Here is a 16,448-nt window from a genome sequence, read left to right as displayed (position 1 = left end):
GAGCGTCGTGAAGCAAACCGAAGCTTACCGGTGCGGCAATTGTTGCTGCTGCATTGGCGCGCTACGCTTGTCGTGACGGCAAAGACCTTGTCCACAATCAAAGCAGCTTCGATTGCCGGGCCGATCGTCGGCGATCATAACCTGACTCCGCGCGGAGCCCGCGCTGTAATGACCTGCCACGGGTGAGCATGTCCGAAGAAAGCGCCTTCCTCCTCATCGGCCTGCTGGTGCTCGCCTTTCCGGTGCTGGCGATCGTCGCCTTTGTGATGACGCTTGGCCTCAGGCGCAGGGTGCAGGAACTGGAGGAAAGGGTTCGCCAGCTGGCGGGCCAGCGCCCGATGCTGGTTGACGCCGCCAGGCCGGTTACGTCGGCGGTAGCGGAAGGGAAAAAGGCCGCGGAACCCGTGCGGGAAGCGGTTGCACCGGTTCCCGCTGCCGTGCCTGTCGAGAAGTCGCCGGCCGTCGAGCCGGCGCCAGCCAGGCCGGAGCCGGTGCCGGCAGTTTCCGCGCAGGCCACACGCCGACCGGTACCCGACAAGCCCAAGGTCAGCCTGGAGGAGAAGCTCGGAACGCGCTGGGCCGTCTGGGTCGGCGGATTGGCGCTGGCACTCGGCGGTGCCTTCCTCGTGCGATATGCCATCGAGGAGGAACTCCTCGGTCCTGGCGCGCGCATCCTGGCCGGCCTCGTCTTCTCGCTGGTGCTCATCGCCGGCGGCGAATATCTGAGGCGTCGGCCCGTGGCGCCTACGACGGCGCAGGCGGCCTATATTCCCGGCGTGGTCACGGCCGCGGGCACGGTGGCCCTCTTCGCCACCGTCTATGCCGCCTATGCACTCTATGATTTCCTCAGCCCGGCCCAGGCTTTCGTGCTTCTCGGCCTGGTTGGCATCGCCACCATGTATGCGGCGGCGCTGCATGGCCCCTGGCTCGCAGGGCTTGGCCTTGTCGGCGCCTATGGCGCTCCGCTGCTGGTTTCCTCGAACCAGCCCAATCCCTGGGCTCTCGCCCTCTATGTCGTGGTGGTGACGGCGGCCGCCTTCATGCTGGCGCGCATTCGGCTCTGGCGCTGGCTCGCCATCGCCGCCGGTATCGGTGCCTTCTGCTATGGCTTCGTCCTGGGCAGCATCATGGGCGAGGACACCGGCGCCATGGTGTTCTACATCCTTGCGCTGTCGGCCTTGGTCGGCGCGGTGCTGATCTATGAGCCTCATCACGGCAAGACCTATCAACGCTTCGACCCCATAGGCCTCGGTGCGGTCGCGGGCCTTGCGGTCCTGGCCGTCTCCTTCGCCGGCGCCGATGTGTTCGGGCATGCCTCGCTTGCCACGCTGCTGATCGTGATGGCGCTGGCGCTGGCGGCCGCGCTCGCCTTCGATGCACTCGCCCCGGCGGCGGGGATCGCCGGCCTGGCGGGCCTGGCCTGCCTGTGGATCTGGCCGATCGATGGGCAGATCGCTGCCGAGCCGCTGGTGGTGGTGCCGGGCCATCTCTATCTGCCCTTCCTGATGCCGGATGCGCTCCAGGCCTATCTTGAGATCGCGATCATTCCGGCTGCCGTGCTGCTGCTGGCCACCACGATCAGCCTGATGCGCCATCCCAGGCCGCAATGGCCGGCATTGGCCCTGGCGCTGGCGGGGACGGGAACCCCGATCTTCGCGCTGGCCATCGCCTATCTGCGCATCGAGAGCCTGCGTGCCAGCCTGCCCTTCGGGGCGGTCGCAGCCGGGCTGGCGGTGCTTTTTGCCGCGACGACCGAGCGTTTCCTGCGGCTGGAGAGACAGGCGGTGGAGGACGGGACACCGGGGGCGGGTTCCTCCCTCCATGCCGTCGCGAGCGCCTCGGCAGTGGCGCTGACGCTCACCTTCCTGATTGCCGATTCCCCGCTCACACTGGCTTTCGGCCTGTCGGCACTCGGCGCGGCCTGGGTCTCGACCCTGCGGCCGCTGCCGGCCCTGCGCTGGTGCGCTGCCGGATTCGTCCTGCTGGTGCTGGCGCGCATGGGAGGAGCCTGGACCTTGGCCGGTGCCAGCCTCGAACGCTTCCCGGATTGGCAGGATATCGTGTTGCGCTATGCCGTGCCGGCGTCGTCGTTCTATTATGGCGGCATCCTCCTGCGCCGACGCAAGATCGATATTCCCGCCGCGATCCTCGATCTCGGCGCCATTCTGCTCGCCTGCGTGGCGGTGGTCTTTGCCATCCGCCTCGGCCTGCGCGGAGCGGAGGAAGCCGCTCATCCCGGCATGTCCCTCGCCGAGGCCGGGCTCTACACGGCGCTCGCCTTTGCCGCCTCGATGGCGTTGGTCTATCGCTCCGGGGCGACAACCAGCGCGGTCTACCGGGCGGCGGCGCCGATCAGCGTCATCATCGCGCTCTGCCTGACAGTCTCGGGGCCACTGATCACGGCCAATCCTGCGGTCAGCGGCGAGATGATCGGCGGCGGTGCCCTGTTCAACGCGTTGCTGCCGGGCTACGCCCTGCCGGCCCTGCTGGCGGGGACAGCGGCGCTGTTCTGGCACTGGTATGGCCGCGGGGCCGGCAAGAACGAACCGAAGAATCTGGGCATGGAGAACGCCCCCTTCGCCCTGCTAAGCGGGATCTGTGCCTTCGCGCTCGGCTTCGTCTATGTCACGCTGGAAGTGCGCAAGATCTTTGCCGACGGCGTGCCCGATTTCGCCTCGATCTCCTCTGCCGAAAACTGGGGCTATACCATCGCCTGGCTGATTTACGGCCTGGTGCTGCTCGCCCTCGGTATCTGGGCAAAGGCGCGGGCCATCCGCCTGGGCTCGGCCATCGTGATCATGCTGGCTGTCGCCAAGGCCTTCCTGTTCGACATGTCGGAGCTGGAAGGGATCTGGCGCGCCTTGTCCTTCATGGGGCTCGGTGTTGCCCTGATCGGCATCGGTCTCGTCTATCAGCGTCTGTTGTTCGGGCCCAAAAGCGGGTCCGCACAGGAACCGCGGCAATAGCAGTGAATGGCTGAAATCGAGTCCTGTCCCAACGATGTCTTGCAGCGCCTCAGGCCGGAAATCGTCCTGCTGAACTTTGCCGCGAACCGGCTCGCCCGACAGCCACAAAGCCATGGCAGGCTGGCCGACGACATCTGGCTCGACCGGACGCAGGGCAACCCGTCATCCGAGGAGGTCGCCCGGTTTGAGGCCGCGCATGAGGCAAGGCGCGCGGCCTGGATGGCCGATCCCGCCTTCGTTACGGCCGTCCGGCGGCTGCAGGGCGCTGGCGTGGATTGGGCGTTCGGCCATGAAAGCGATGTCAGCGGTGAGTTCTCGCTGCTGCGCCTGCGCATCGCCGCCGATGATCTCGGCGCCTTGGAAGCGCTGGCCGCCGAGGATGCGGGTTATGCCACGCCCCAAGCGCGAGCTTCGGCCGCCGAACGCTTCCACATCTTCATGCTGCGCAACTACCACCCTGATTGGCGGCGCAATCGCGAGCTCTATGCCGATGTGGGCGGCTCGCCCTATGCGGCCCCGGCAACCTGGTCGCGCGAAACCTGAAGGCAGAGGCCTTCCGTCCCGGAGGCCGCACATTCCGTGTCATCGGCTCGTCATCGGCGTGCGCCATGGTCGCGGCCATCGAGCTGTCCGTTCCTCGACGGCAATGCGATGTTTGACCTTCCTTTGGCCTGGCTTGACGCCGGGCCTCTTTTTTGGCGGGCTGCCGAGCGGCGCTTTCCTGTCGATACGCCCTACAACTGCAAAGCGAAAGGCACGCCTTCGAAGCAATCCTCGCCGCGGCCGATGGCGTCGATGGCGGCCAGCATGCGGCCATTGCGGCCGAGCCGCACATCCGCCAGCGCCACGATGCGGCGGTTCGGGGTGGCGGTGGGCGACAGCCGGCGGATGGTCTGCGCCAGCTCATGCTCGTCGAGCGTCGGGTTGAGGGCGCAGGCCGCCGTGAAGGCCGCTGCCGTCGAGCGGCTGACCCCGGCATAGCAATGCACCACCAGCGGCGTCGCCTGGTCCCAGGCCCTGACGAAAGCGAGGAGCTGGGAGAGGTGATCCTCGCCAGGCAGGATCTGCCCTTCTTCCGCCAGCTCGACGATATCGTTCATGCTCAGGAACAGGTGGCGGTCTTCCTCGACCGCATCAGGGCGGATCACCTTGGTGCCGGCATTGATCAGGGTCAGGATTTGGCGGGCACCCGTGGCGGCGACGGTGGCGTCGAGGCGAGAGAGCGAACAGACATTGATTTGCATGGCGATTACCGGAAGAGCTGGGCGAAACGGTCGAGAAAGGCCTGCTGGGCCTCGGCGGCCGGCAAGGGTACCAGCCGTGCCTGATCCACCGGCCGGGGCAGGGGGCGTGGATCGCCGAAAATACGGCAGGATTCCTCGATGCCGAAGCCGGCAAGCTGGGTCGCTTCGAGGAAGGCTGCTACGGTATCGGCCTTCTTGGTCAACGCCTTGATCGCCGGCGGAGGAACGGCCGGCAGGCCGAAGCGCAGATGGATGGCACCGAGCAGGCGGGCCTCCACGCTTTTATAGCTTTCGCCGATCACCGCCTTGAAGGGCGAGATCATGTCGCCGATGACATATTCGGGGGCATCGTGCAGCAGCACCATCAATCGCACGGTATCGGGCTGGGCAGGCTCCATCGCATCGAGCACGTCGAGCACGAGTACGCTGTGCTGGGCCACCGAGAAGATGGCGTCGCCGCGGGTCTGGCCGTTCCAGCGCGCGACCCGGGCCAGGCCATGGGCGATATCCTCGATCTCTATGTCGAGCGGGGAGGGGTCGAGTAAATCGAGCCGTCGCCCCGACAGCATGCGTTGCCAGGCCCGGTGGGGAGCCGCTTTCTTCATGCGTGCCATGGTCAGCCCGGATGTCCCGCCTTGCCGAGCTCGGCGCATTCGGCATGGCGGAAGCAGTCGACGAGGTGATCGTTGACCATGCCGACCGCCTGCATGAAGGCGTAGACGATGGTCGGCCCGACGAATTTGAAACCCCGCACCTTCAGGTCCTTGGAGATCTTCTGCGACAGCGCCGTCTCCGCCGGGACGTCGCCATGGGCGCGCGGCGTGTTCTGCAGGGGGCGCCCGTCGAGGAAATCCCATAGATAGCGGGAGAAGCCCTGGCGTTCCTCGATCTCCAGCCAGAGCCGGGCGCCGATGATGGTGCCTTCCACCTTGGCGCGGTTGCGGACGATACCGGGATCGGCCATCAGGGCCTCGACCTTTTCCGGCCCGTAAAGCGCGATCTTGGCCGGTTCGAAATCGTCGAATACCTTCCGGAAATGCTCGCGCTTGCGCAGGATGGTGATCCAGGACAGTCCCGCCTGGAAGCCGTCGAGGATGAGCTTTTCATAGAGGGCGCGACCGTCATATTCGGGCACCCCCCATTCCTCGTCGTGATAGGCGACATAGAAGGGGTCGAGCCCAGGCCAGGGACAGCGTTGCTTGCCGTCGGCGTGCAGAATGACTGTGCGTTCCATGCCGCCTTCTTGCCACGGCGAAAGCCGACTCGGGAAGAGGGAAGAACATTTCGTGATCGTCGAGAAGGTGGCCTGCGCCCTTCCTTGCCAGGGCGGCAAAGGCCCCTATATTAGTTCGATCGTCATCGAATTTTGTCGTGCCCTTTTCATGATCCCGATTTCAGTCCTCGACCTTTCGCCCATCGCCGTCGGCAGCAATGCCGGGCAGGCCCTCCACAATTCGCGGGACCTCGCCCGCCATGTCGAGCGGCTCGGCTATAACAGGCTGTGGCTGGCCGAGCATCACAACATGCCGGGCATTGCCAGCGCCGCCACGGCGGTGGCGCTGGCCCATGTCGCCTCCGGCACGTCCACCATCCGCCTCGGAGCCGGCGGCATCATGCTGCCCAACCATGCGCCGTTGATGGTGGCCGAGGCCTTCGGCACGCTGGCGGCCCTGCATCCCGGGCGCATCGATCTCGGAGTGGGCAGGGCTCCCGGTACCGACCAGATCACCGCCCAGGCGCTGCGCCGCAATCTCAACGCCGAGATCGACGCCTTTCCGCGGGACGTCATCGAACTGATGAACTATTTCAAGCCGGCAGGCCCTGACCAGCGTGTGCAGGCCGTTCCGGGGGCAGGGCTTGAGGTGCCGATCTGGATCCTCGGCTCCAGCCTGTTCGGAGCGCAACTCGCCGCCATGCTCGGCCTGCCTTTCGCGTTCGCCTCGCATTTTGCGGCGGCCGATCTCGAAGGGGCGATCGCGATCTATCGCGGCCGCTTCGAGCCCTCCGAATATCTCGACAAGCCTTATGTCATGTTGGGCATGAACGTGGTCGCCGCCGACACCGACGAGGAGGCCCACTTCCTCCAGAGTTCGCGGCTGCAGGCCTTCGTCAGCCTGCGCACCGGGCGGCCGGGCCTGATCCAGCCGCCGGTCAAGAATTACGAGGAGACCCTCGATGCCATCGGCCGGGCGACGCTGCAGCATATGAACCATGCCTCGGTGGTGGGCTCGCCGGCGACCGTCAAGGCGGGCATCGAGGCATTCGTCGAGCGCACCGGCGCCGACGAGATCATCGCCACCAACATGATCTTCGACCATGAGAAGACCAAGCGTTCCTATGAGATCCTTGCCGAGCAGCTGATCGGTGCTCCGGCTCAGGTCAGCGTGTCGTAGAGGCCGAGGGCCCAGCCGATCTCGGCGACCAGCGCGATGATGGCGAAGGCGAGCTGGAAGCGCTGGTTCGAGACGACGATCGCAGCCGCACTGGTGACGACGAAGAAGGCGATGCGCACCCAATATTCCGGGCCGAGCGATTGGACATAGTCGCCGCCCTTGATGAGGGTGTCGATGATGTCGAGAAAGAAGGTGCCGATCAGGATGCCGAAGAACCATTTCCGGCGGGACATGAAATAGTCCTCGAAACCCTTGTATTCATACATGGTGTCCGGAAAGAGCATCGTGCACATGAAGAAGAACACGCTCGCATAGAAGGCGACGAAGCCATAGAGCGGGAAGGTCCACTGCACATTGACCAGGTGGAATTCCCACCACCAGAACGAGATGATGTGCAGCAGCATGAAAAAGGTCCACGCCAGGTGGACGCTGTAGATCTTGTGCTGGCGCGGATGCTGGACGAAGCGGGCAAGGCCGGTGAGCAGTCGCCCCATGCTGAGGCCGACGATGATGCTGATCACCGTGCGGACATGGCTGAGGACGGTGGGGTCGAAGGCGTGGGGCTGGTTCATGGAGGCATCCTCGCGCTTTTAGGGCGGCAGCATGCCATTGCAACCACGACGCCCGGCACACTCACGAAGAGTCCCGCGCTCGGGCGGGTATGAAACTACTTTCCCAGCATTGCCTGGAATCAGCACAGGAGCAAGACAGGCAGGGCAGGGGGTTGGGGAAGGCCGCCTGGCGGCGTGGGAATACGGCGCCGGCCGAGATTTAGTTTGGTCGGGAGTCACATTCCTGGGTCGCCATCTCGTCTTGAGGGCAGGACCATCAAACGGGAGAGGATGGCGTGCTCGACCTGCCCATTCAGGACACCGACCTGTTCAACGCATTTCGGCCTCGTCTCAAGGGACTGGCCTACAAGATGCTCGGCTCGATCGCGGATGCCGAGGATGTCCTCCAGGACGCGTTCATTCGCTGGTTGCAGGCTGATCGCAGCCTCGTCCGGGAGCCTGAAGCCTATCTCAGGCAGGTGGTGACCCGCCTGTGCCTGGACGAGCTGAAATCGGCGCGGGCACGGCGGGAGGCCTATGTCGGCTCCTGGCTGCCGGAGCCCCTGCTGCAGGAGGAACCCTCCGAGGACATCACCTTGCCGCTTCTGCTGGTGCTGGAACGCTTGTCCCCGTCCGAGCGAGCCGCATTCCTGCTGCATGACGTCTTTGGGGTTGCCTTTGACGAGATCGCGCTGACGATCGGCCGGGATGCCGCGGCCTGCCGGCAGATGGCGCGGCGAGCCCGCCTTCGTATCCGGGCGGAAAGGCCTCGGCTTCCTCCGCAGGATACTAGGGGGCAGGAAATTGCTGCCGCTTTCTTCACCGCCTCGCGCACCGGCGACATCGACGGGCTTCGAGCCCTGCTCGCTCGGGATGTGATGATCCAGGTGGATGGAGGCGGCAAGGTTGCCGCTCCTCCGCACCCGATCATGGGCATCGAAGCCGCGTTGAAGCTGATGGCTGCCTTGGCAAGGCTGTTCTCCGCCCAGATGTCGCAACTCCTGCGCTATGCCAGTGTCAATGGCTTGCCGGGGTTCGTCACGCTCGAACGGGGATGCGAACTCCAGACCACGGCCTTGGATGTCCGGGGAGATCGGATTGCTGCGGTCTATGTCTGTCGCAATCCGGAAAAACTCGGTCACCTCGTGATCGACCGCACCGCCCCGAACCAGGTCCGGCCTGCATCGAAGGGGACCTGCCAGTGACAAAAGCCACCATTGCCATCGTCTATCACAGCGGCTACGGCCATACCGCCCGCCAGGCGCTCGCCGTCGAACAGGGGGCGACACAGCTGCCCGACGTCACCACGCTGCTGCTGACGGCGCAGGAAGCGCCGGAGCATTGGCACAGGCTGGCATTGGTCGAGGCGATCATCTTCGGGGCGCCCACCTATGTCGGCGGGCCATCCGCCGTGTTCAAGGCCTTTCAGGAAGCCAGTTCGAATGCGGTGATGTCAAAAGGCCTCGGCTGGAAGAACAAGATCGCGGCGGGCTTCACCAATTCGGGCTCACGGTCGGGCGACAAGCTTGCAACCCTGATGCAGATGGCCCTGTTTGCCGCCCAGCACGGCATGCACTGGGTCAATCTGGCCCTGCCGCCGGGCAACTGCTCCTCGACGGGCAGGGAAAGCGACCTCAATCGGTTCGGCTTCTTCCTCGGCGCTGCCGCCCAGTCCAACACCGATGAGGGGCCGGAGGTGGCACCGCCCGAAGCGGACCTCGCCACCGCACGGCATCTTGGCCGGCGTGTTGCCGAGACGACCCTGCAATTCGTGCGGGGTTGCAATCCTGGTTGAGGCGGGTGCCAGGCTCAGGCCGTCGCCTTGTGCGCCTCGCTCGGCCCGATCCACCAGGATGGCTTTTCGAGCGCCAGGGCAAGGCCCTCGGCCGCCAGGGTTTCACCGGCAGCCAGCCCCTCTTCCACCCGGTCGAGCCGAAGCAGAGCCAGCCCTTTGATGCCGGCCGAGGAGCCGAGCGTGCCCGCCGGCCGGTCGCCGATGCGGATTTCGGTGCCGACGGCCGGCAGCGGGGCGCTGGCCGTTACCGGTACGATGCGGGTGCGTGCGGTGCCCCGATGCTGCATGCGGCTGACGACTTCCTGGCCAACGAAGCAGCCCTTCTTGAAGTCGACCCCGGCGAGCATGTCCATCAGCACTTCATGGGGAAAGGCCTCGCCGAAGCGAAAATCCTTGCCGCCTTCAGGAATGCCGAGCTCGATGCGGCGGTGGTGATAGGCAGAGGCCGTATCGCCCGCCATGGCGACGACAGGCGCGAGGATGCGGAGCCCGAGTTCGGGGCGCCTGGGATCCGGGAAGGTGAGTGCGTCTTCGATATCGACACTTTCGGGAGGCAAGGCGGCGTAGACGCCCCAGGCAGGTGACAGGATCTCGACCGAGACCTTGGCGCGCAGCCGATAGAAACCGAGCCGCTTGGCAAAGTCCGCCGCCAGCGCGGCATCCGTATCGAGATAGAGCCCATCCTGGCCGATCGTCGCCAGGAAATCGAACAGGATCTTGCCCTGCGGCGTGAGCAAGGCTCCCCATCGTCCCTGGCCGGGCTCGAGATGAGCAATGTCGCAGGTGACGAGATTGGCGAACCAGGATCGCGCATCCTCTCCGCTGAGGCGTAGCACGGCGCGGTCGGGCAGGTAGATCATGGCAAGGCAGTCCCGTTTCAGCCTCTCCTATATGGCAATCCCTGTGCGCGGCGTGAAGAGGCGACGGATTGGCGGTTGAAAGCTGGCGCTCTCTGGGAGAAAAGCGCAGGGTTTCAGCTTCGTCATCGAGGAGAGCGCCATGCCCCAGACCTTCGACCGCATCTTCCGCAATGGCGAAATCGTCAACCAGGACGGCCGGCATGGCGGCGACGTCGGGGTGAAGGACGGGCGCATAGCGGCGCTGGGCGATCTGTCGCAGGCCAGCGCCGGCGAGGTGATCGATTGCACGGGACTCACCATCCTGCCGGGCGTGATCGACAGCCAGGTGCATTTCCGCGAGCCGGGGCCGACGCACAAGGAAGACCTCGAATCGGGCTCGCGGGCGGCGGTGATGGGCGGCGTCACCGCCGTGTTCGAAATGCCGAACACCGATCCGCTCACCACCTCACCGGAGGCTTTGGCCGACAAGGTCCGCCGCGGCACGCATCGCATGCATTGCGACTTCGCCTTCTGGGTTGGCGGCACCCGCGAGAATGCCCCTGAGGTGGCGGAACTAGAGCGCCTGCCGGGTGCGGCCGGCATCAAGGTGTTCATGGGCTCGTCCACCGGTTCGCTGCTGGTCGAGGACGATGAGGGCGTGCGCGAAATCCTCAAGCGCACGCGCCGGCGCGCTGCCTTCCATTCGGAGGACGAATATCGCCTGCGCGAGAGGCGTGACCTGCGCGTCGAGGGGGATGCCTCCTCCCATCCGGTCTGGCGCGATGTCGAAGCCGCCCTCAATTGCACGCGCCGCCTCGTCGCCATCGCCGAGGAGACCGGCGCGCCCATCCATGTCCTGCATATCTCGACGGCGGACGAGATTCCTTTCCTCGGCGCGCATAAGCGCCTGGTGACCTGCGAGGCCACGCCCCACCATCTCACGCTCGCCGGGCCCGAGGCCTATGAGAAGCTGGGCACGCTGGTGCAGATGAACCCGCCCGTGCGCGACGCCGGCCATCGCGACGGCATCTGGCAGGGCATCCGCCAGGGCATCGTCGACGTGCTCGGCTCGGACCATGCGCCCCATACGCTGGAGGAAAAGGCCAAGCCCTATCCCGCTTCGCCCTCCGGCATGACCGGCGTGCAGACGTTGGTGCCGGTGATGCTCGACCATGTGAACCAGGGCCGGCTGTCGCTGGAGCGTTTCGTCGACCTGACCAGCCATGGTCCCTGCCGGATCTTCGGCATGGCCGGCAAGGGCCGCATCGCCGTCGGCTATGACGCAGACCTCACCATCGTCGACCTCAAGCGCAAGGAAACCATCCGCAACGAGTGGATCGCCTCCAAATGCGGCTGGACGCCCTATGACGGCGTCGAGGTCACCGGCTGGCCAGTCGGTACCATCGTGCGCGGCGCGAGGGTGATGTGGGAGGGCTCGCTGGACGAACATTCGCGTGGCGAGGCCGCACGCTTCTGGACGGCGTGAGGCTGGGAGCGCGGACGTCCTGTCCCTAGGCGCTAAGATAAGATTGGAGGCGCGGGTTCTTTACCCTCCCCTCGATGGGGAGGGTCGGCCTGAAAGGCCGGGGTGGGGTGGAGATACGCAGGTCTCAACGGCGAAAGCGATGAATTCTTGCGAAGAAGTCACCCCACCCCGACGCTGCGCGTCGACCCTCCCCATCAAGGGGAGGGTATTGTCGCGCCTGGTTCGCCTTATCTTAGCGCCTATGGACTTCCTGTCCGCGCTCCATTCTACCGCCTGCTGGCGTGCGCCGTGCCAAAGATCCAGGCCAGGGCAATGCCGGCGATGAAGCCGATGCCGTGCGCGGTGAAACTGATCTGAGGCAGTGAAAGGTCGATCGCCGCCTGGATCAGCAGCACGATGACGATCAGGCTCAGATTGTGTCGGTCGGCGATATGGCGCGTCGCCAGGAAGTCGGAGAGGCGACGCAGGGCGATGGCCCCGATCAGGGCGAAGATGGCGCCGGAAGCCCCGACCAGGACATCGGGCTGGGTCAGGCCGGCTTCGGTGAGGGCGAGCACTCCGGCCATGGAGACCAGGCCGCCGATCAGATAGATGAGGCCCATGCGCAGGCTTCCGACCGTAGCCTCGACCATGCGGCCGAGCAGGAAGAGCCCGATCATGTTGCTGATCAGATGTTCGGGGCCGGCATGTAGGAACATGGCGCTGAGCAGGCGCCACCATTCATGATCCCGGACCACCGCGTCGGGCCATAACCCTCCGAGCCGGAACAGGTTTTCGGCATCGGTGGTGTCGCCATGCCACAGCTCGACGCCGAAGATGGCGCAATTGGCCAGGATCAGCAGATAGGTCACGGGGGCGGCCTGCCAGCCGTTTCGGCGCAGGGGGGCGTTGCGCCGGATATGCATCTCCAAATCGTCGAGGAAGGTGGTTGCCTGCGGAGAGAGTTGACCTTCCGCCTGGCTCGCCGGCTTGTCCAGGCGCGCGATCAACGCCTCATTCTGGGCGGGCGTCAGGGAGGCGGAGGCGAAGCCGCGCAGCAGGGGCTCGGCGAGTTCACCCCGTGCAGCCGCCTGGAGGGCGGTCGCCTGCCAGAACGCCTTCACCGAGACCGGCATGGCATGGAACGAGGCCAGCATCGAGTCCGTGGCCTGGACGCGGCCGCAGAAGGCGAGGAGCATCAGGGTCGACAATTGCCCGGCCCCGAGCAGGCCGCGATAACGCATGGCTGTCGCCACCATGGCTTCCAGCTGGCCAGTCTCCCCGAGGGCCCGAATCGGGAAGGCGACCGCATCTGCGCCTGCCGGCACGGGGTTTCGGGCAAGGTAATCGACGATGCCCTGCCAGTTCTGGCGCTGCCGCAGCAATTGCAGGTCGAGGATCACTTCCTGATCCGGCTTGCCGGTCTGGCGCAGTGCTTCGAGGGCGCCGATCCGTTCCTCGCGCGTCGATTCGGAAAGAGCCTTGAACAGATTGGCCGTGAAGCGGATTTGGCTGGTGGGCTGGATGAGGCTGGCCAGGCGGGCGAGCAGGGCGGCGCGTTCGTTGCGGCCGGCCAGCAATTCGCGATTGGCCCGATTCAGCAAGGGTCCCGGCGCGATGATCACCAGCAAGGCGAGGGCTGCCAGGAAACCGTAATAATCAGGCAGAAACCGATATCCTGCGACGGCGATGGCGATCACGGCCGCATGCCCCGCCAGGTAGATCGCGATGCCTGGAAAGCGATAGGTCCGGGTGACGAACACCTGGGCGATGGCTACGGCTGACAGGGAACCGGCGGAGAGCGCGAGGAAGGTCTGCAAATCCATGCGCCGCTTGTGCCGGAAGCGGGCGCGAGCCGCAACCTGTCGATCTCATGTCCCTTATGCACGGTTGGGTCGCGCCACTTGCACGGCTTTTTCTTTCAATACGGCTGGGTTAGGGGCTATAGAGGGGAAAATCGAGAGCGTTTTGCGATTGGGCGGCATCGCCAAGAATCGCAAAGACGCGTCTAACCAAGGAGTTAGAGCAAACAAGCGTTTCCGTCTAAACGCGCTTTGCTCTAGAGATCTGACAGGTTGATAATGGCCGACAAGCCGTCCGACATCGCAACGCTCAGCTTCGAGAAGGCGCTTGCCGAGCTCGAGCAAATCGTGCGCAGCCTCGAAGGCGGCAATGTGCCGCTGGAGGAATCGATCACGCTCTTCGGGCGTGGCGAGCAGCTCAAGGCTCATTGCGACAAGCTTTTGAAGGTCGCGGAGGCCAAGGTCGACAAGATCCGGCTCGATGCCGAGGGCAAGCCCGCCGGGCTCGAGCCTCTCCCTGAAGCCTGATATTCGACAGCCTCGAAGGCGCCCAGCGCTCCACCAGAACGGCCGTCATCACAAAGGCGCGTCGGAACAAAGAGTTAGAGCAAAATGATGTTTCCACTTATGCGTGCTTTGCTCTAGTCTCCCCGGGTGAACAATTTGGCAAACACTTCCGCAACCCCGCTGCTCGACACTATCCATCTGCCGGCCGATCTGCGCCGCCTGCCCGAGGACAAGCTCCAGCAGGTGGCCGACGAACTGCGGCGGGAGACCATTGACGCCGTTTCGGTGACGGGCGGCCATCTCGGTGCCGGCCTCGGCGTGGTCGAGCTCACCGTGGCCATTCATGCGGTGTTCAATACCCCGGACGATCGGCTGATCTGGGATGTCGGCCACCAGGCCTATCCGCACAAGATCCTCACCGGGCGGCGCGACCGCATCCGCACCCTGCGCCAGCCGGATGGCCTCAGCGGTTTCACCAAGCGCAGCGAGAGCGAATACGACCCCTTCGGCGCCGCGCATTCCTCGACCTCGATCTCGGCCGGCCTCGGCATGGCGGCGGCGCGCGATCTCGACGGCCGCGACAACAACGTCATCTGCGTGATCGGCGACGGCTCGATGTCGGCCGGCATGGCCTATGAGGCGATGAACAATGCCGGGGCTCTCGGCTCGCGCCTCGTTGTCATCCTCAATGACAACGACATGTCGATCGCTCCGCCCGTGGGCGCGATGTCGGCCTATCTGGCCCGGCTGGTTTCCGGCGGCACCTACAAGAATTTGCGCGATTTCGGCAAGATGCTGGCCAAGAAGCTGCCGAAATTCTTCTACGACAAGGCCAAGCGAACCGAGGAATATGCCCGCGGTTTCTGGACCGGCGGCACGCTGTTCGAGGAGCTCGGTTTCTACTATATCGGCCCGATCGACGGGCATAATCTCGACCACCTCCTGCCGGTGCTCAAGAATGTGCGTGACCAGGCCGATGGGCCTGTGCTGATCCATGTCGTCACCCAGAAGGGCAAGGGCTACGGCCCGGCCGAGAACGCGCCCGATAAATATCACGGCGTGGTGAAGTTCGATGTCATCACCGGCGCGCAGGTGAAGGCCAAGGCCAATGCGCCTTCCTATACTCGCATCTTCGCCGAAAGCCTGATCAAGGAAGCCCGCAAGGACGACAAGGTGGTGGCGATCACGGCGGCCATGCCGTCCGGCACCGGGCTGGACCTGTTCGAGCAGGCCTTCCCGCAACGGCTTTACGATGTCGGCATCGCAGAGCAGCATGCCGTCACCTTCGCGGCGGGCTTGGCGAGTGAAGGCTACAAGCCGTTCTGCGCCATCTATTCGACCTTCCTGCAGCGTGGCTACGACCAGGTCGTCCACGACGTTGCCATCCAGAACCTGCCCGTGCGCTTCCCGATCGATCGAGCCGGTCTCGTCGGGGCGGATGGCGCCACCCACGCCGGTTCCTTCGACGTCGCCTTTCTTGGCTGCCTGCCCAACATGGTGGTGATGGCTGCCGCCGACGAAGCCGAGCTGGTGCATATGGTCGCAACCGCGGCCGCCTATGACGGCGGTCCGATCGCCTTCCGCTACCCGCGCGGCGAGGGGGTCGGAGTCGAGATGCCCGAAGCCGGCGTGCCCCTGCCGATCGGCAAGGGACGCGTCCTGCGCGAGGGCAGCAACATCGCCTTGCTCTCCTTCGGCACGCGCCTGGCCGAGTGCCTGAAGGCAGCCGAGGACCTGGCGGCGCTCGGCCTGTCGGCGACCGTTGCGGATGCCCGCTTTGCCAAGCCGCTCGACGAGGAACTGGTGCTTAGGCTCGCTCGCGAGCACGAGGTGCTGCTGACCGTCGAGGAAGGCTCCGTAGGAGGCTTCGGCAGTTTCGTGGCCCAGTGCCTGGCCGAGGCGGGCGCTTTCGACAACGGCCTGAAATTCCGCTCCCTTGTGCTGCCCGATATCTTTCTCGACCAGGACAAGCCGGAGGCGATGTATGCCCAGGCCGGGCTCGATGCCGCCGGCATCGTGACCAAGGTTCTGTCGGTGCTCGGGCGCGATGTCGTAACCGGCGCCAAGCGGGCCTGATGCGCAAGCGCGCCGACGTGCTGCTGGTCGAGCGCGGTCATTTCGACAGCCGCGCGAAGGCACAGGCGGCGATCTCCGCCGGCCTTGTGACGGCCAATGGCAAGCCCGTGCGCAAGGCGTCGGAAAGCCTGGAAGCAGAAGCCGCGATCGAGGCGCAGCCGGCCTTTCCCTTCGTGTCGCGTGGCGGGCTCAAGCTCGAACATGCGCTCGATATATTTTCGGTGCCGGTGGAGGGGCGTGTGGCGCTCGATATCGGGGCTTCCACTGGGGGCTTCAGTGACGTGTTGCTGCGGCGCGGGGTGGCACGGGTCTATGCCGTCGATGTCGGTCACGATCAGCTCCATGCCAGCCTGCGCGGGAATGACAGGCTGATCTCGCTCGAAGGGCAGGATGCGCGCAAGCTCGACCGCAGCCTGGTGCCTGACCCGATCGATCTCGTCGTTGCCGATGTCAGTTTCATCTCACTGGCGCTGGTGCTGCCGGCGGCTCTCGCACTTGCCGCACCGGGCGCGGATCTCGCCGTTCTGGTCAAGCCGCAGTTCGAGGCAGGTCGCGAACGGGTCGGTAAGGGTGGCGTGGTCAAGGACGAGGCCGTGCATGTCGAGGTCTGCGAGCGTATCGCCGGCCTCGTCTCGTCGCTTGGCTGGAAGGTGAATGGGGTCGTGCCGTCTCCCATCGAAGGCGGGGATGGCAATAAGGAGTTTCTGCTGTCTGCCCATAGGGTTAGTGTAGCCGAGCTCATAGATTGAATCAGGGGGCTTGCGCGCCTGGATTGAGATTTTGATTCATCTCTTTCAGGTGTCGCTTGAT

The 16,448-nt window shown here is 65.2% G+C and carries 15 protein-coding genes; 9 read left to right on the top strand and 6 right to left on the bottom strand.

Annotation, left to right across the window (positions count from 1 at the left end; all coding sequences use genetic code 11):
* Nucleotides 1-188: 188 nt before the first annotated feature.
* The gene (locus BA190_RS07180) at nt 189-2,966 is read left to right on the top strand and encodes a DUF2339 domain-containing protein (protein ID WP_068284690.1); all 2,778 of its coding nucleotides are present in this window, start codon (nt 189-191) and stop codon (nt 2,964-2,966) included.
* A gap of 6 nt (nt 2,967-2,972) precedes the next feature.
* Nucleotides 2,973-3,509, top strand: a complete 537-nt coding sequence (locus BA190_RS07175; RefSeq protein WP_068284688.1) for a hypothetical protein — start codon at nt 2,973-2,975, stop codon at nt 3,507-3,509.
* A 191-nt stretch (nt 3,510-3,700) separates the two neighbouring features.
* Here the strand turns inward: BA190_RS07175 and BA190_RS07170 are convergent, their stop codons facing one another.
* From BA190_RS07170 to BA190_RS07160, 3 genes are read right to left on the bottom strand one after another with little or no spacing between them, the layout of a single operon-like run.
* Nucleotides 3,701-4,210 carry a tyrosine phosphatase family protein gene (locus tag BA190_RS07170; protein WP_068284687.1) on the bottom strand — a complete coding sequence of 170 codons (510 nt, stop codon included), beginning with the start codon at nt 4,208-4,210 and terminating at the stop codon, nt 3,701-3,703.
* A 5-nt stretch (nt 4,211-4,215) separates the two neighbouring features.
* On the bottom strand, nt 4,216-4,824 hold the full coding sequence (locus tag BA190_RS07165; protein WP_068284684.1) for an HD family hydrolase: 609 nt from the start codon (nt 4,822-4,824) through the stop codon (nt 4,216-4,218).
* A gap of 2 nt (nt 4,825-4,826) precedes the next feature.
* Nucleotides 4,827-5,444 carry a DNA-3-methyladenine glycosylase I gene (locus tag BA190_RS07160; RefSeq protein ID WP_068284680.1) on the bottom strand — a complete coding sequence of 206 codons (618 nt, stop codon included), beginning with the start codon at nt 5,442-5,444 and terminating at the stop codon, nt 4,827-4,829.
* A 148-nt stretch (nt 5,445-5,592) separates the two neighbouring features.
* Here BA190_RS07160 and BA190_RS07155 point away from each other — a divergent pair, with 148 nt between their 5' ends.
* The gene (locus BA190_RS07155; protein WP_068284748.1) at nt 5,593-6,603 is read left to right on the top strand and encodes an LLM class flavin-dependent oxidoreductase; all 1,011 of its coding nucleotides are present in this window, start codon (nt 5,593-5,595) and stop codon (nt 6,601-6,603) included.
* On the opposite strand, the gene BA190_RS07150 is transcribed toward BA190_RS07155, so the two are convergent.
* Nucleotides 6,585-7,175: a hypothetical protein gene (locus BA190_RS07150; RefSeq protein ID WP_068284678.1), complete on the bottom strand. Its 591-nt coding sequence runs from the start codon at nt 7,173-7,175 to the stop codon at nt 6,585-6,587. The two genes, BA190_RS07155 and BA190_RS07150, sit on opposite strands and share 19 nt — an antisense overlap.
* A gap of 275 nt (nt 7,176-7,450) precedes the next feature.
* On the opposite strand from BA190_RS07150, the gene sigJ reads away from it, so the two are divergent.
* Both sigJ and BA190_RS07140 read left to right on the top strand, forming a co-directional pair.
* Nucleotides 7,451-8,359, top strand: a complete 909-nt coding sequence (sigJ, locus tag BA190_RS07145) for an RNA polymerase sigma factor SigJ (protein WP_256390519.1) — start codon at nt 7,451-7,453, stop codon at nt 8,357-8,359.
* Nucleotides 8,356-8,949 (top strand): flavodoxin family protein, encoded by a 594-nt coding sequence (locus BA190_RS07140; protein ID WP_068284673.1) that lies wholly within the window; start codon nt 8,356-8,358, stop codon nt 8,947-8,949. The genes sigJ and BA190_RS07140 overlap by 4 nt, the downstream gene beginning before the upstream one ends.
* Before the next feature lie 14 nt (nt 8,950-8,963).
* On the opposite strand, the gene BA190_RS07135 is transcribed toward BA190_RS07140, so the two are convergent.
* Nucleotides 8,964-9,809: a folate-binding protein YgfZ gene (locus tag BA190_RS07135; protein WP_068284671.1), complete on the bottom strand. Its 846-nt coding sequence runs from the start codon at nt 9,807-9,809 to the stop codon at nt 8,964-8,966.
* Nucleotides 9,810-9,948: 139 nt separating this feature from the next.
* Here BA190_RS07135 and BA190_RS07130 point away from each other — a divergent pair, with 139 nt between their 5' ends.
* Entirely contained in the window at nt 9,949-11,274 is a 1,326-nt protein-coding gene (locus BA190_RS07130; protein ID WP_068284669.1) for a dihydroorotase, read from the top strand.
* A 266-nt stretch (nt 11,275-11,540) separates the two neighbouring features.
* Here BA190_RS07130 and BA190_RS07125 read toward each other — a convergent pair whose 3' ends face one another.
* Nucleotides 11,541-13,079 (bottom strand): rhomboid family intramembrane serine protease, encoded by a 1,539-nt coding sequence (locus BA190_RS07125; RefSeq protein ID WP_068284666.1) that lies wholly within the window; start codon nt 13,077-13,079, stop codon nt 11,541-11,543.
* A 255-nt stretch (nt 13,080-13,334) separates the two neighbouring features.
* Between BA190_RS07125 and BA190_RS07120 the strand changes: the two genes are divergently transcribed.
* The 3 genes from BA190_RS07120 (at nt 13,335) to BA190_RS07110 (ending at nt 16,387) form a co-directional block, all read left to right on the top strand.
* Nucleotides 13,335-13,583 (top strand): exodeoxyribonuclease VII small subunit, encoded by a 249-nt coding sequence (locus BA190_RS07120; RefSeq protein ID WP_068284665.1) that lies wholly within the window; start codon nt 13,335-13,337, stop codon nt 13,581-13,583.
* A gap of 135 nt (nt 13,584-13,718) precedes the next feature.
* Nucleotides 13,719-15,638, top strand: coding sequence for a 1-deoxy-D-xylulose-5-phosphate synthase (gene dxs / locus BA190_RS07115; protein WP_068284664.1), 1,920 nt, complete (start codon nt 13,719-13,721; stop codon nt 15,636-15,638).
* Complete coding sequence (locus BA190_RS07110) at nt 15,638-16,387, top strand: TlyA family RNA methyltransferase (RefSeq protein WP_068284663.1); 750 nt, start codon at nt 15,638-15,640, stop codon at nt 16,385-16,387. Before dxs ends, BA190_RS07110 begins: the two co-directional genes overlap by 1 nt.
* The last annotated feature ends 61 nt before the right edge of the window (nt 16,388-16,448 follow it).

Source organism: Labrys sp. WJW, from assembly GCF_001676615.1.
Taxonomy (GTDB): domain Bacteria; phylum Pseudomonadota; class Alphaproteobacteria; order Rhizobiales; family Labraceae; genus Labrys; species Labrys sedimenti.
Note: the sequence above shows the minus strand (reverse complement) of the source record. Positions and strands in the feature narration are given on the sequence as shown.